Annotated in this window: 8 protein-coding genes; 4 read left to right on the top strand and 4 right to left on the bottom strand. The window is 47.2% G+C overall.

The features are described 5' to 3' along the window. Positions 1-172: 172 nt before the first annotated feature. On the bottom strand, positions 173-3,427 hold the full coding sequence (locus MIC7113_RS33250) for a two-partner secretion domain-containing protein (protein WP_081594719.1): 3,255 nt from the start codon (positions 3,425-3,427) through the stop codon (positions 173-175). Between the two features lie 170 nt (positions 3,428-3,597). Then, positions 3,598-6,987, bottom strand: a complete 3,390-nt coding sequence (locus MIC7113_RS33245; protein ID WP_015182310.1) for a two-partner secretion domain-containing protein — start codon at positions 6,985-6,987, stop codon at positions 3,598-3,600. A 262-nt stretch (positions 6,988-7,249) separates the two neighbouring features. On the opposite strand from MIC7113_RS33245, the gene MIC7113_RS11395 reads away from it, so the two are divergent. The 3 genes from MIC7113_RS11395 (at position 7,250) to MIC7113_RS11385 (ending at position 9,941) form a co-directional block, all read left to right on the top strand. Beyond that, positions 7,250-8,797 carry a helicase C-terminal domain-containing protein gene (locus tag MIC7113_RS11395; RefSeq protein ID WP_015182309.1) on the top strand — a complete coding sequence of 516 codons (1,548 nt, stop codon included), beginning with the start codon at positions 7,250-7,252 and terminating at the stop codon, positions 8,795-8,797. Between the two features lie 197 nt (positions 8,798-8,994). Then, complete coding sequence (locus MIC7113_RS11390; protein WP_015182308.1) at positions 8,995-9,207, top strand: DUF2839 domain-containing protein; 213 nt, start codon at positions 8,995-8,997, stop codon at positions 9,205-9,207. Between the two features lie 389 nt (positions 9,208-9,596). Then, a complete protein-coding gene (locus tag MIC7113_RS11385; protein ID WP_015182306.1) occupies positions 9,597-9,941 on the top strand; it encodes a DUF1815 family protein in 345 nt (114 codons plus the stop codon). A gap of 506 nt (positions 9,942-10,447) precedes the next feature. On the opposite strand, the gene pdhA is transcribed toward MIC7113_RS11385, so the two are convergent. Beyond that, positions 10,448-11,482, bottom strand: a complete 1,035-nt coding sequence (gene pdhA / locus MIC7113_RS11380) for a pyruvate dehydrogenase (acetyl-transferring) E1 component subunit alpha (RefSeq protein WP_015182305.1) — start codon at positions 11,480-11,482, stop codon at positions 10,448-10,450. Positions 11,483-11,876: 394 nt separating this feature from the next. Between pdhA and MIC7113_RS11375 the strand changes: the two genes are divergently transcribed. Further along, positions 11,877-14,336, top strand: coding sequence for an IMS domain-containing protein (locus tag MIC7113_RS11375; protein ID WP_015182304.1), 2,460 nt, complete (start codon positions 11,877-11,879; stop codon positions 14,334-14,336). A gap of 263 nt (positions 14,337-14,599) precedes the next feature. On the opposite strand, the gene MIC7113_RS11370 is transcribed toward MIC7113_RS11375, so the two are convergent. Then, the gene (locus MIC7113_RS11370) at positions 14,600-16,486 is read right to left on the bottom strand and encodes a protein kinase domain-containing protein (RefSeq protein WP_015182303.1); all 1,887 of its coding nucleotides are present in this window, start codon (positions 16,484-16,486) and stop codon (positions 14,600-14,602) included. Positions 16,487-16,788 lie beyond the last annotated feature (302 nt).

Below are 16,788 nucleotides of genomic sequence, written 5' to 3'. Positions count from 1 at the left end.
GGACGTTTGAAATGAGGGGGGAAATTTAGCTCCCTCCCCTTAATAACCGGAGCTTTAGTGAGGAGAGGGTTGGGGAGGGGTCAAAATGCTTGGTGCAAGATCTGAGGAAATCAATCAATTTTCAACCCCTAAAAATGTACGTTCTAAGAGATTATTAGTACTCCCTATATAATCAGAACTTTTGACTACGAATAGTTGGTAGTTTTTCAGGGTTGTTTTCCAGAGATTGCAGTGGCGTCAGTTGCAACTCAGGAAACAAAATGTTCATGAAACCTTCGTCAAACAAGTTAACTTCAGACAGCTTTTTCGGCTTCTCATCTTCTCTAATCTGACAAGATCCAAGCAGTTCTATTTTTCCATCGCTTCTCACCCTCAACTCACTTGCATGACAGGAAGTAGCACCCTCTTCTAAGCTCACATCAAGAATATTAGCCGTATAGGCAACTACAGATGAAGAGGTAGTAGAGGTATCAGATTGCGTCTTCTTGTCTAATTCCGTCGGGGGGGTATCCGTTTGAGTTGTCGTAGTGTTTGATGTATCAGGGGTAGAAGAATTGGTTGCAATCACCGGATTAGTTGGGGGGGCTGGATCGGTAACAATAACTGGATTGGTTGGAGTTATCGGGTCAGTTACTGGTTTGGTTACATTAACCGGCTTGGTTGGAGCCATTGGAGTAGTGGGATTCTGAGTAACTGGAACTGGGTCAAAAGCTAGATTCTGAGTCGATCCGTAAAAGCCGCTATCTAGTCCAGATGCTACGACAATTGCGCCAACCAGGCCGCTAGCGTCGGCAGGAAAGGCGTTCGATGGAAATCCAAGTGCTTGGTAACGTTCATTTCTCACCAGGGAAGATGGAAAAGGAGAATTGGGCTGGACAACGACATACTGACCATTACTATTTGTGGTGATATAGTTATCATTGCCAGGGATGACTCTATCAACTCTTGGCCCTCCATAAAAACCAGCATTTCCACCTTGAATAAGGATACGAGTCTCATTAGGGGGGCTTGAAGGAGGAGTTTGATAAATACCTGAAAAAACAGGCATTGTCTCATTTACAAGAGTTCTAGATGCGTCTCCATACCGAATTATGACGGGTGCATTGAGTGAACCAGGAGGTCTGTTATTAGGTAGGTTGGGTCGGGTCATAATGCTAGTCGGAATATCTTCGGATGACTGTATGTTGATTTGCTCTATTCCCTGATTCGGGTCTTGAGGATCGACAAGCGTAACTGGAATACCTTTGGCATCAAGGAATTGACGTAACCTAGTACCTGGAAGAGGTAATAAATAGACGCCGGGAACATAGTTTAAGAAAGAGTCTGTAGCTTGAAAAAGACCGAAGGCTCTAACGTCAACACCATTTGCACCAGCATCAATACGTTTAACTACAATATTGCCTGCCGTAGAATTCAAAACGACAGAAGCGTTAAGAGCATCTTGATTACGAGTAAGAAGTGAAGCGAAGATATTTCCTGCTTTGATATCATTAACAGAAGACAAGTCTACAGAAGTGGGCGAAGCAATAATATCTCCAACTGTGATGCTCGTCCTAGAGTCAATAACGACTGGGCCGATAACTGGATCTAGGTATGTGCCTTCCAAATAAATACTTGCATTTGCGTTAGTTGAGGTTGATTGCCCATTCACTTGAATTGCTCCACCGGATAGCGAGGTGTTGGGCTTATATTGATTTGTTAGAAGGACGACTCCATTCTTTTGAGCAACATTAATACTGCCGATTGTGATGTTGGCACTACTTGGGTTTGAAAAAGTAGGGTAAGGTGGAACAAAATTAGGATCAGGTGGGACAGTTCCTATAATCTTGTCTCCGGGAAATCCCGGTAATTTTGTCCAATCGATTCCAGCACGGACATCCAAGGTTGGTTGAGTACTACCATTGATTACTAGCTGCGTACCATCACGTCTTTCAATCCCTCCATCGGCAGTAGAATAGGGAATTTTGTTATAAATTAATGGATTGCCATCTGAGCGTGTGATGTTAGCGAGACTTGCCAGGAAAGGGTCAGGATTATTGGGATTAATCGAGTTCGGATATCGATTATCACTTGTCGGGTTCGTTGTGTCTGTACCATTAATTGTGACATTGCCCAGCGTCACACTACCCCCCGCCAAGATATGTAACGAGGCTCCCGTGTAATCTCCTAGAGTGACATCTCCCAGTGCCAGAATAATTGGGTCGTTAGGACTAGATAAATTTCCTGCACTCCCATCTAACTGTTCAACTTTGAAGCTGCCGCCTGTGATGTAGTGTGCATCCCCCCCTACTGTATTAGCAGAGCGCAGTACAGTATCTTTTCCAGAGACAAAACCACTTGCCGGATTATTGATAGCAAAAATATCAACCTTGTTACTGCCCTGAACACGCAGATTTCCCCCTGCCTCAGCTACAAAAGGTTGTGCTTGAGTATCGCGCACTTGCACGGTGTCTTTTGCCAGCAGTTGCATGTCCCCTGTGGTTTGTAGCTGGCTCTCTACTAAAGTGAGATTGCGGTTAGCCTCCAGCTTTAGGGTTTCGGCTGTCATCTTCTTTGCCACCACATCACCATTCTCTACCCGGAACCCAGAACCTGTCAGTTCTACCTCTCCATTGCTGTTCACTGCCAACCCCGTCGCATTCCCTCCACTGTCACCTGTAAGTAATTCTGGTAGAGACTGCACTGGCAATGCCCAGTTTCCTGGTTGAGGACTTGTTGTTGGTAGAGGTTCAACCTCCAAACTTAGCAGCATCCCCTGTTGGTTAATCCGCACCAACTTTCCACCCTCTACTGCCGCAACTGTAATTTGTCTTCCTGGTGCTGAAACGTTTCCAGTACTGACAACAGTGCCACCTAGCAGTGTTAAGTCTCCCCCATTTACACTCAAGTTGCCAGAGTTGATGATTGCTCCTGGCTGATTGACATTGAAAGCAAAGCTAGTAGGAGTACCGTCGAGGGCAGCATAATTATTAACACCACTGGCATTGAACCAGTTATTACCAAAACCGATACTTGTAGCGGTGGTAGCCGTGAACGAGGCAGGCACATTCAAGCTTGCACCTGAACCAAACACAATCCCAGCAGGATTCATCAAATACAGGTTAGATTGTCCACCCGTAACCTGAATGAGTCCGTTAATAACTGAAGCTTCGCCCCCCATCACTCGCCCTAAGATATTGCGGATATTGGGGTTAGATAAAAAGTTGGCAATTTGCCCAGAGTTAAGACCAAATTGCCCGAAGCTGTGGAACAGATTTTGATTATCTCCGGATAGCTGCCCACCCGTGATATTAAATTGGTTGGGGTCGCTGGCATCGGGGTTAACGTTCGTATTCGTGCCCGGTTCTTGAGTAATGGGTTGCACCTGTGCTTGAAGAGGGGGACACAGTGCAGCTATTGCCAAGGGAATTGCGATCGCACTCAGCATACCTCCCAAAGGTGCGATCGCACCTATAAACTTTGTAATAAACCCACTTATACCGACTGTTGCTCGTTTCATCGTCGTTTTGCTCAAATAGCTTGAATGTTGGCAACCCGGCTCAAGGCGAGAGAAACTGCCTTAACCCCTTTTATGTCGGTAATCACCTAAACTTCTAATTAAAACCTCTTCCTGCTGATAGATGGCAATTTTTCATAATTCTTTTCCAACAATTGCAGCGGCGTCAGTTGAACTTCAGGGAATAAAAGGCTCATGAAATTTCCCTCAAAGAAATTTACTCCCGACAGCTTTTTATCCTCCTGATTCTCTCTCCTTGGTAGGCAAGAGCCTACGATCTCTAATTTGCCCTCGCTATTGACCCTCAACTCATTTCCATGACAGGGAGTCGCAAAACTCTCTAAGCTCACATCAAGAATATTACCCGTATAGCTATCTACAGATGAAGAGGTATTAGAGCTATAAGTTTGCGTCTTCGTCTCCAAATCTGTAGGAGAACTATCGGTTTGATTTGTCGTGTTGTTTGACGTATCAGATGTTGAAGAATTAGTCGAAACAATCGGATTGGTTGGGTTTATTGGGTCGGTTACAACTGGATTAGTTGGGTTTATTGGGTCGGTTACAACCGGATTGGTTGGGTTTGTTGGATCGGTAACGACTGGATTGGGTGGATCTACAGTAACTGGAATTGGGTCAAAAGCTAGATTTTGAGTCGAACCGTAAAAACCCGTATTCGTGCCAAATCCTACAATCATAGCTCCAACAGTACCGTTACTATCCACAGGAAATGAGGTTGAAGGAAAGATTGCACTGTAAGTTTCATTTATAATAAGGTAGGAAGAACGAGAATCACCCAGGGTGGGATTCAGTGTAAATGTATCGGAGTTAACAGGCACAAAAGTATCGTTATTAAAATCCACTGTTATAAATTTATCGTCAGTGCTAGGCAGAAGGGTTCCGGTAACATTCGGACCTGAATAAAACCCCGCATTTCCACCTTGAATCAAGATACGACTAAAGGTTTGAGGTAACTCAGGGGCAGGACGTTCGACAGGAAAAGTCTGATCGACCAGTGTTCGAGTTGCACCTCCATATCGAATCGTAATAGGAGCATTCAGAGAACCATCAGGAACCTCACTACTGGGTTTAGCCAAAATACTAATCGGAATCGCTATTTCTTCATCTAAACCCGACAAGACAGAAACCGATTCTTCAGGGTCAAATGGGATTCCTTTTTCCTCTAAGAAAGCACTTAATTCCGGACTATTTTGAGGTCTAACGACACCAGTTAGACTAACTTGTTTGAAAGAACCTCTAGCCTGAAAAAGATCAGCGGCTGTGATATCAATCCCGCCAAACCCTGAGACAATTGTTCCAACGATGACATTGCCACTTGTAGAAGATAAGGTTACAGAGTTTCCATCGATTCTACCCACTAAATCAATAGTACCTCCAGCCGATACTTGTATAGGTGAGGTGAAACCACTTCCTAAAATAGGGTTAGGATTGTTGTAGTCATCTGTATTGCCAACTTGAACCCCTCCTGTTGTAGCCGTTAAATTTATAGAATCGGAACTCCGAATTTCACCAACTTTAATGTTGCCTTCACTTGCTAAATTGACCGCATCACCGATGATAATTCCGGTTGTCAAATCATTGTTGTCACCGACAGTAATACTTCCTTGTGGCGCACTGAGTGTAACTGCCCCTCGGCTTCCTCCACTATCTCCATCAGGATTAAAAATAAAGATGCCTTGAGTCTCAATGTTTCTAACTTGAATATTACCTGCGGCACTCTCTAAATTTACAGCGCCACCATTTCCTCCCAGGATTCTTGTCGGAGATGCTACAGCAGAAGCATTAATGTCTCCTGTCACCGTAATATCTCCTGGTGCTGATAAAATTACAGGGCCTCCATCCCCGGCTGGATTGATCGTATTGATATTGCCTGTAATCGTAATTGTTGCGGGTAAAGCAGAGTTATCTGATGAGTTGAAGACTGTACCTCCAATTCCGGTGGCAGCAGGAGGAACACTGCTAAATGCAGTATTGGGATAGTTAAAAGTAGCCTCTTCCAATTGAGGAACCCCTGCTCGCAAAATAAGCGCTAAACTACTGCCTAGAAGCTGAGCATCGGCAGAGCATGTATTACCGATAGTTGCACAAAAAGCAGTGAGAGTTGTATCTGGGCTATTAATCGTAATATTACCTGCATTGATACTGCCTGTTGCCTCAACTTTAAGAGCAGCGCCTGTATAATCACCAAACGTAACATTGCCATTAACGCTAATAATTGGATCGTCGATACTTGTGAAATTACCTGGTTCCCCGGATGGCTTGAGAATGGAAAATTGACCGTTACTGGCAAAGTGAGCATCAGTAGAAATGTCACCATTACTGACTAAAGTGAAATCATTTCCGCTGTAAATGTGAGTTTGTGGATGGTTGAGGGCGTAAATATCAATATTGTTGTCGCCTTCAATTAAAAGGTTGCCTCCAACTTCAGCAATAAAAGGTTGCTCTGCACTATCGCGCACCTGCACTGTATCTTGCGCCAACAACTGCATATCACCCGTTGATTGCAGTTGGCTTTCTACTAAAGTCAGGTTTTGGTTAGCCTCCAGTTTTAACGTTTCGGCTGTCAGTTTCTTAGCCACCACATCGCCGTTTTCTACCCGAAACCCAGAACCTGTCAGTTCTACTTGTCCATTGTTGTTCACCGCGATTCCTGTGGCATTTTCTCCTCCGTCACCCGTCAGTAATTCCGCCAGAGAGTTCACGGGTAAAGTCCAATTTCCTGATTGAGTATCTGTTAGAGGTTCAACCTCTAAATTGAGCAGCATTCCTTGTTGGCTAATCCGCACCAAACTTTCACCCTCTACCGCCGCTAGTGTAATTTGACCGACTGGTGTCGATATCTGTCCTGTACTAACAACCGTGCCACCGATGAGAGTTAAATCACCTGAATTGACGTTCAAATTACCAGAATTGATAATAGTTCCGGGTTGATTGAGATTGAAAGCAAAATGACTGGGAAAACCCACTAATTCTGCATAATTATTAACACCAGTGGTATTGAACCAATTATTGCCAAAACCAATCCCTGTAGCGGTAGTGGCAGTGAAGCTCGCGGGTACATTTAAGCTGGCATTTGCACCAAAAATTATTCCGGCAGGATTCATCAAATACAGGTTAGATTGTCCACCCGTAACCTGAATCAGTCCGTTAATAACAGACTTCTCTCCCCCCATGACTCGCCCCAAGATATTATGGATATTGGGGTTAGATACAAAATTGGCAATTTGTCCAGAGTTAAGACCAAATTGCTGGAAGCTGTGGAATAAATTTTGATTGTCTCCTGATAGCTGTCCACCTGTAATATTCAATTGGTTGGAATTGCTGACATCCAAGTCAATGTTAGTGTTTGTACCGGGTTCTTTACTGATAGGGAGTACCTGCGCCTGTCCTGAGGAACATAGCGCAGCGATCGCCAGGAACATCCCCATTGCACCAACGGCGGTAGACCTTTGAGCAAAGTAAGTTTTATTCATAGTCGATTAAGGTTAAACGCTCTTGTCCATAAGTTAGCTTTTTCGTTCCAAGGGGACTGTTAAGAAATTTTTGCTCTAAGAGTCAAGCCATTAGATTCCAGTCTCCAATCCCCTCTTTCCCAGACCCAAGCCCCTCAGATTTCCCCCTGCCATAATGGGAAGTGGTGTCATTGCCACCCCAAGATGGCTCAGGTTTATCGCATAGGTGGAGCTAATTTAGGGGTGGTGTTCATTTCTAGGGGCGTTCAGACGCTAGGTCTGCGTGATTGAAGTAGAAGTCCATTCCTCTCTACGTGCCTTTCTGCGAGAGCAGGGTCAACCCAGTTGGCCTCATCATTTGACAATGGCACGGCTAGTCGCACGAGCTTTGCGGCGATCGCGTTCTGCCTTGATTCAGACAGGCAGCACTCATGGCTCGTATCGTCTGAGCTATCTGGCACCTGCCTTACTCTGGCAAGAGCCAGTGGTTCTCGTGGCACCTGTAGCCGTACAGCAGTGGTTGCTACGGGTGGAAATTCCTCGATTGCAACAGTGGATGGGAACCAATAAGCCGATTCACACAGGAGACGCTTTTCCAGATGAACGGTTCAAGGGGCTATTAATTACCTCACCCGCTGCTTGGCTGGCAGACCGACTGGAAGGTCTTCAGCGGTTTCCTCCCGGCATCCCGACCTTGATTGATGGTGCCGATGACTTGGAACGATGGGTGCGTGAACAGCTTCAAGCCTGCATCCAGCCAGCCGATTGGGACGAACTGATGCTAGCTTGCCCCAAACAGGCTGACTTCATCCGAGACATGCGGGTGCGCTTGACCAAATCTATCTTTGTACACCCGCCCAATCCTTACGAGTGCTGTTTGCTGGAGGCAGCCGAGCAAGATACTTTGCGGTTACTGTTTCAAGCCCTACAGTCAGCAGTTGATGACAATCAATATTCCTATTTACCAAAAGCCTGGAAACACTTTTGGCAGGGCTGGCAACGCTCAGGCCAGTTATTGTGGGCCACGATTGCACGAGGTTCCGGTCAGTTTTCCTTATATTGTGGGCCTGTCGAGGTGGCGACAGCCCTCAGCCCCGTTTGGTCACAACAGCCCGTGGTACTGATTGCAGAAGCGCTGGATTTAGAGACTTCAGCCTCTGTTTACCGTCAGCAGATGGGCTTAGGAGACTTAACATGCTTGAAGTTTTCTCCCGACCGACAAAGCGAACTGATTCATCTGTATCTGCCCGATGGGCTACCGATGCCGAATACGCCGCGATTTCAAGAGGCTTTGATTCAACAGGTTCGCACTCTCCTCAGCCTGAATTCCCAGACGAAGGGTTTAACTGTGATCTTGGTGGGCGATGTACCCCTAAAAGCCCAACTGGGATCTATTTTGGCGGCGGAATGGGGGACACGGGTGCAGGTAGAAAAGACTTCTGTTGATGAGAGAGGCATCCTTGTCACTGGCTGGGAATTCTGGCGCACTCATCAATCAATTCTCCCGCCACCACAAATGCTGGTCATTGCCACCTTACCCCTCCCTTCCCTGGAAAATCCTTTAGTTGCCGGTCAAGTGGCTTACTATAAGCAACGCCGATTAGATTGGTTCCGCTTATATCTCTTGCCGGCTGCTTTACGAGAATTACAACGGGCGATCGCACCAGTGCGGAACTCTCAAGGTGTCGTGGCACTCCTCGATAACCGCGTGAACCATCGCAGTTACGGGTCTCAAGTTCTATCTGCCCTCAGCCCTTTTGCCCGGATTAACTATATAGACGCTAGTTGGTTTAAACCAGACACTCCGATGGCACCCGATCACTGGCTTTAAGGTCGTGTTGGGTCTTTTTAATGGATTCGGTTGAGCCGAATCCTTCCATCTCCTCTGGGATCGCCTCCCAAGGTCGAAATAACATTAATTTATCTTAACTAATCGGCGGCTGTCACTTTTCTTTTCGTAAACAATCTGCTAATAAAACTCATCCAGAGCGTTATGATCAATACTCAATTCCTTAGAACAGAGTAATCATGGGTGAAGCTAAACGGCGTAAAGCCACACTCGGAGAAAAGTACGGTCAAGAAGCGAATATCTTTCCCTGGCTGCCCATTACCAAAAGCCAAGGCGAACAATTTGTCCAATGGACAACGAAAGGAGCTTGGATTGGAATCGCCTTTCTCGTGGTCTACTGGCTGACGATTCGGTTGATTGGACCGACTTTTGGTTGGTGGCAAGTCAATTAGTACTGGTTCTCTACCTGCTGGTGTGAAACTTGGCTTGTCAGAAAATTCAGGTTTAAGTTAGCCCAAACAGATAACTAATTTCTATCAGTTGAGTTGGTCTGAAGCCTTTCGCTCTCCCACTCAACAGCACTTGACCAACATGTCCTTCTTGAGATAGAACCGAATCAACTCCGCTAAGCTCTAGCATTCAAGAACCTGTCAGTGAGTGTCGCTATTGATACTTTAACGCTACCACTGAGCCAGTAATCTGGTGCAAGGTTTACGGAAATCTGCTTTGATTGAACGAAACTTTTTTAATTTTGAACCGACCTCTCCCAAGAGATGACAAGTAAATTCTTAAGAAAGTATAAAAGATTTAAAATTTTAGGAGTGGTGTTTGGAGGACTAACGTGTTCATACGACTTGCAGAGCAACACCGTCAATTCGTTCAAGATTTGGTAATGAATCTCCAAGCCTTGGCGACTGTACTGGAAAACCGAGGCTATCTGGCTTCCTGCTATACCTGCGGCAGCCAGATGAACAGCGCATCTTTTATGGTCAGTCTGGGAGATAACCACCTGATCCGTTTTCTAGTGTCAGATTACGGTATTACTTGGACGGAAATGCGGGATGACCGAGAGCTGATGAAACTGGAAGGGGCTGAAGCCATCAGTCAATTGCAGGATCTAGCTAATTTGGTCAAATACCAAATTCGGCCTTCTGGGCCGATTGCCCCACTGACTCATTTAGTCTAAACCGAGTTCACGAAAGAGGAGGTGGGGATTTGGAGAGTAGAGGACGCGGAGAAATTTCTCTCCTTCGGGAAAGGTCTTAATGTTGCTAAGTTCACTTGTCGTGCGAGAGAGCAAAGCAATCTCAAGGCCGGGAAGAACAATTCTTTAATACAAGATACTCTCTTAGCCGTTAACCTGCGCTAAGGGGCTTCATCCCCTCCCCGTGTCCTCTCCTAACAAACCAACAGTCATACAAATCGATACAGCCGTAATACAAAGAAAAGATTATGAAATTCTGGATTTCCAGGAGTTCGTGGCAAAGTAATTGAAGAGTTTAATATGGGGTCAGTCAATATAAAGACCCTAAACCTATAAAAAGATAAAAAAATTAACATATTGGAGAGCGCTGTGTTCCTAGAGCAGGATATCGGCGCTCTCTTTATGTTCGTGACTAGGATGGCAGGATTCGCTTCACTTCGTCCTGAGCAGATTTAAGATAACTCAGCCTTATCGGCAGGCAACCCGTTTCAGCTATCCTCCGCAAAGATGTAGCGATACAACTCACTCGGATCAGGTTCTGGGCTGCTCTCGGCAAATTGAACCGCGTCATTAATCACTTCCTGAATACGGTGATCAATGCCAGAGAGTTCTTCTTGGTCGGCTAGATTGTGTTCTGTGAGGTAAGCCGCTAGCTTTTTAATCGGGTCTTTGGGGAACCAAAACTCCTTCTCCTCTTTGGAGCGAAGTTCATCGGGGTCAGCCAGAGAGTGACCTCGGAAGCGGTAGGTGAGGGCTTCAATTAAAGTGGGGCCTTCTCCAGCACGAGCACGAGCGATCGCCTCTTGAGCCACCGCCCGCACCGCCAAGACATCCATGCCATCCACTTCAACCCCAGCCATCCCAAAGGCAGCGGCTTTTTTGTAAATCTCTGGCTCGGAAGTGGCTCGTTCGTGAGCCATGCCAATAGCCCACTTGTTGTTTTCCACCACATAGAGAATTGGCAGTTTCCACAGGGCTGCCATGTTCAAACACTCAAAGAACTGACCATTATTGCAGGCTCCGTCGCCAAAAAAGCAAGCGGATACGCGATCGGCACTTGCATCTCCCAAGGCTTCTCGCCGGTACTTGGTGGTGAAAGCTGCCCCTGTCGCCACAGGAATTCCCTCTGCCACAAAGGCATAGCCTCCCAACAGATGATGTTGAGCCGAGAACATGTGCATCGAGCCACCACGCCCCTTACTACAACCCGTTTCCTTACCAAACAACTCCGCCATCACTTCCCGTGCCGGAACCCCTGCACTTAAGGCATGGACGTGGTCGCGATAGGTGCTACAAACATAATCTTCACCCTGGCGCATCGCCCTGATCACGCCAGTGGATACGGCTTCTTGACCGTTATAGAGGTGGACAAAACCAAACATTTTGCCCCGGTAGTACATCTCAGCACACTTGTCTTCAAACAAGCGACCTAATACCATATCTTCGTACAGGAGCAAACCTTCTTCTCTAGTAATATTGGCCTGATCCACATTGAATTCGGGTAAAGTTCGTTCCTGAACCATTGGATTATAGTAACCTCACAGCAACAATAGGATAATTTTTCTCTCAACGAATGTTCAGCTTCTTCATAAAGCTGAAGTCAGGTTGAGCCAAACTGACCCAGAAAGGAATAGTGACATATTTCCGGGTCTAATCGAGTTCCCAGTCCGGACACCCTTCCAATTGACTGACGTCAAAATTGCCTCATTAGTTTAAAATCAAACAGTCTCACTCGTGGGATAAGCCATGGGCATTGCTAGAATTACTAACATATCAAAAGCAACTCGTCCTCAACGGCTAGGCGACTGGGCTGGTTTCCGAAAGGCAACCGTTCAAAAACCACAGCATGTTAAAGACAGGGCGCTATTGGCTACTATAAGTTAATTCGATAAGCTCGCATCGCTGGGGAAGTGAACCGTGCGAATTCCGCTCGATTACTACCGAATTTTAGGATTGCCGATTCAGGCTACTGCTGAACAGCTAAGCCAAGCCTATCGCGATCGCGCCTTGCAATTGCCGCGCCGAGAGTATTCGGACGCGGCGATCAACTCTCGCAAACAACTCCTGGACGAAGCTTACGCGGTACTCTCTGATCCCGAACAGCGATCAGCTTATGATGCGAGCTTTCTGACCAAAACTTATGATCAAGAACCAGCTCAATCCGTAACACTGGGCTTTACGGGCAGTGGGGAAGGCATAGAAGCCCCCATCGACCCCCACACGCCCAGTATTGAAATCAAGCATGAGCAATTCCTGGGTGCTTTGCTGATTCTGCAAGAACTTGGGGAATATGAACTCGTTCTCAAATTAGGGAACCCTTTTCTTGGAACCCGCGACAGCATTAGTTTGGATAAGGGTCGTTTAGGAGACCCCCAGCTTGTTCGACCGGATATTATTCTAACCATCGCATTGGCCTGTCTGGAACTCGGTCGCGAACAATGGCAACAAGGCCAGTATGAAAATGCCGCCTCTTCCTTAGAAACGGGTCAAGAATTACTTCTGCGGGAGGGATTGTTTCCTTCATTACGCGGGGAAATTAAATCGGATCTCTACAAACTGCGTCCCTACCGCATTCTAGAACTATTAGCCTTACCGGAAGAAACAGTCGTAGAACGGCGCAATGGCTTACGTTTGCTCCAAGAGATGTTACAGGAGCGGGGGGGCATTGATGGCACGGGTGACGACCAATCCGGATTAAGTGTGGATGATTTTCTCCGCTTTATCCAACAGCTACGAACCTATCTCAGTGCCGCTGAACAACAAACCTTATTTGAAACCGAAGCACGACGCCCCTCTGCTGTTGCAACCTATCTAGCCGTTTATGCCCTACTCGCACGAGGATTTGCCCAAAGACAACCGTCTTTAATCGCCCGTGCCAAACAGTTGCTGATGCGTTTGGGCAGACGACAGGATGTTCATCTCGAACAATCGGTGTGCGCCCTGCTGTTAGGTCAAACCGAAGAAGCCAGTCGGGCATTAGAACTTAGCCAAGAGTACGAACCCCTGGCTTTTATTCGCGAACATTCTCAGGGTGCCCCAGACTTATTGCCGGGACTCTGCCTGTATGGGGAGCGTTGGCTGCAACAATCCGTATTTCCTCACTTTCGAGACTTGGCTGAGCAAAAAGCATCCTTGAAGGAATACTTTGCGGATGAGCAGGTACAAGGGTATCTAGAAACCCTGCCAGAGTCACCAGAGGAAAGCAACAGCGATTGGACGGTGGTTCCACCTCAAAATTCAACCTATAGCTCAACCGGAGCCTCCAAGAGTGTTAGGGAGTCAGAGGCGTTTCGTCGATCTGATCTCCGTTCCGGCTCAGAATCAAGTCGGAGTTTATCGCGTGAGGCGCAACCGTCTGGAAACTCAAGCTTACGCTACTCGGTCAATGAACCTGCGACTGTAGCTTCCCAGTGGACGAATGGACGAGAAGCCGCCTCTGCCACAACCAGCCGGACGGCAACGTTGGGTACGGCGACTGAACACTCATCTAAACAAGGCGTGTCAACCCTGCCTGACGCTCAACGGATTTCCTCCCGTTCGCGCAGTGCTGTCGGGGCGCAACTGTCAGCGGGAGGAGAGCCTAGCGTTACAGAAATACCTCGTGAGCCTTCTGGAAAGTCGCCGCGCCGACAACGGCAAAAAGGTTTAGCTGAACCCCAGACGACTCGTTCTCGTCAAGCCGATGCTGGGGCAGGAGTAACCTCGTCTGCTGGGGAAAACTTCAAGCGTCTACCTCCCGGTCGCCTTCATACTTCATCGGACAAGTCCAAGTCTTCCTCAAAAGTCAGACACCTGGTTTTACTCGCCATTGCGAGTGTCGTCGGAGCAGGAGTTGTGATTTGGCTGTTGATTGTCACCCTGAGTTGGCTACAAAAAACGTTACAAGGTTTTTCTGCGCCCGACTTAAAAGGACCACAGCCTATGATCGAGCTATCAAAGCCTCCCATTCCTATTCCTGAACCAGGTAATTCGATGAGAGCGCCATCCGGTCCTCTGACTCAGGAGACAGCTAAACAAGTGATTGACACTTGGCTGTCCACGAAGAAACTGGCTTTCGGCTCAAGCTATCAAACTGAGCAATTAGATCAAATTCTCGCTGAGCCAGCTCTGTCCACTTGGCGGCAACGGGTTCAAACTGATAAACAAAGTAATTCGTACTGGGAATACATCCATAATGTGGTCGTCAACTCGGTTGAAACCAGTGATTCTAATCCGGATCAAGCAAGAGTAGATGCCACTGTCAACGAAAATGCCAAGTTCTATCAAGGAGGTCAGCCCAATCAAGATAGGTCTTACAATGATAATCTGCAAGTTCGGTACGACTTGGTGCGAAAAGAGGGTCGGTGGCTGATTCAAGATATGAATGTTGTGAACTAGCTCAGGAACTTGAACCGTTTTTAGTCATTATGTATTAATTACTGTTGCACCAAGAGACTTCTGCTACCCGGTGCAACAGTAATTAATAGTAGTGAACCACTCTTTACATTTCACTGAGAAAATTTAGACAATTACAGGACTTACGCGACTGTCACAAGCAATGGGGAGGCGTAGGCGCGTTGCAACGCACCCTACACTACTACTTCGCCCCGGTTTAAAGCATACCTTGCACTTTTTGTCAAGACCCGAAGGGAACCAGCGATCTAGCGCCCCATCTCTTTGCGTGCCTGTTGGCGGAGTTTAAGGGCCTCTGGATGGTTCGGTTGAAGTTCGAGTGCCTTGTCTAGAGCGACAATTGCTTCGTCCCAACGTCCGAGTTCCCAGAGAGCCTCACCTTTAGTCGTCCAAGCATCGGCAGAATTGCGCTCTAGATCAATGGCTCTATCCACTGCCCAAAGTGCTTCATAAGAACGACCCAGTGATTGAAGTACCATACCCCGACTCACCCAGGCTTCAGCAAATTTGGGTTTCTTGATAATAGCCTGCTCATAGAGTGCGAGGGCTTTAGTTAAGCGTTTTTGCTGCTGGTAGGCATTGCCTTTACCCCACATCGCTTCTGGGTATTTCGGCTTCAGGTCAAGAGCATCATTACACGCCACCATCGCCTCGGAAAACTTTTCCAGCTTATTCAGACAATAACAACGCCCCCCATAAGCTTCCGCAAACTTAGGCTTCAGTGCGATCGCTTGGTCGTAAAATGTTAGCGCTTCCTGATATTTTCCGGCTGCTTTCAAGCGTTCTCCCTCTTTTTGGAGTTCTTCAGCCGTCAACTTGCGCGGCGGAGGTTTGGGCGTTGTCGGTTGGGTTGGCGTCGGAGTCGAAGGTTGATCCGCCAGCACCCCGCTACGGTTGACGGCTCGGCCCGCAAACTGGGGGGAAAATACCGTTTTGGTAACTACGAAGGTTACACCGACAGCGGTTAAGACAGCTAGCCAAGGCCAGAGTTTAACCCACTGCCTTGGGATTAACCGGAGTTTAGTCTTTGGTGGTACTCTGGTTTGCGGAGCATCAACGGAGGGTTGTCGTCGAAACAGAGATACTGTTGTATCATGATTATCCTCTGAAGATTGAACCGGGAATTCTGTGGGCACCCAAATGTTGGTTTCCCCTAGATTTGTATCCACTTCCGTCAGTTCCTCCGCCAAGGCTAGCTCATCAGGAGTGGGTTGTCGTTTCTGACTGGGTAGTGTGTCCTTGAGGCCAGATGACGAAGTTATCAGCAGAGAATCTTGACGCGAACCGAGTAGATTCTGGAGTGCTGCCAAGGCATCAGCGGCGGTTGGGTAGCGATCGCGGAAATCATAGCACACCATCTTGTCCAAAATACCAGCCAGTTCTGGGCTGACATGGGGTGCATGTTCCCGCCAAACCATTTCGCCGGTTTGGGGGTCTTCGCCCATGCTTTTAGGATGAACCCCAGTCAATGCCTGAATGCCCAGCATACCGACAGCGTAGACATCGCTGCTAAAGCGAGGAGTTCCCGCCAATTGCTCGTTGGGCATGTAACCCTTGGTGCCGATGGAAATCGTTAAATTTGTTTCCCCTGTTTCGGGATTGACAACCTGACTGCTGACTTGCTTCACCGCACCAAAATCAATCAGCACAATTTTGCCATCACCCTGGCGACGAATTAAATTGGGGGGTTTAATATCGCGGTGGATGACCTGTTGCTCATGGACGAACGCCAACACTTGGAGAATATCTTGCAACAAATCGATAACCTGAGATTCTGTCCACGGCTGACCTTTAGCGAACTCTTTGGTTAACGGCTCTCCTTCAATGAATTCCTGAGCCAGATAAAACTCTTCATTATCTTCAAAATGTGCTAGTAGACGAGGAATCTGGTCATGATTACCGAGTTGATAGAGAACCTCTGCTTCCGTGTCAAACAGGCGTCTCGCCATAGCCAGTGTTTCAGGTTCGCTCGTTTGGGGCTTGAGCTGTTTTACCACGCATTGGGGATGACCCGGAAGGTGTAAATCTTCTGCCAGAAAGGTTCGACCAAACCCCCCTGCGCCTAGTTTGTTAATAATTTGGTAGCGTCCACCCAGAGGTTTTTCGGGGTTTGTTGGTAGAATATCTTGGCTCATGTTAAATTGGCCTACTCGAAGTCACTCGCAATCCAGCCAGTTAAGCATTACAGGTGCTTTAGTTGAGACTTGGCTTTCCAGAAGCAGATGTCTTTACCCTAATCACGATGGGCGTTATGTCAGGTTATCTCTACTCGGAAGTAGCGACAACAACAGAAATGGATGTAGACATTAAATGCAGCCGATAATACTTCATAAACTTTCCAGGACTCTGTAGGGAAGAAGAGGCAGAGACGGCTGGCAGTAGAATTCAACAGCCAGCTTAGCGAATAATCTCCGTTTATTCCTTTATGTCTGAAGAC

This window comes from Allocoleopsis franciscana PCC 7113 (assembly GCF_000317515.1).
GTDB classification, from domain to species: Bacteria; Cyanobacteriota; Cyanobacteriia; order Cyanobacteriales; family Coleofasciculaceae; genus Allocoleopsis; species Allocoleopsis franciscana.
Note: the sequence above shows the minus strand (reverse complement) of the source record. Positions and strands in the feature narration are given on the sequence as shown.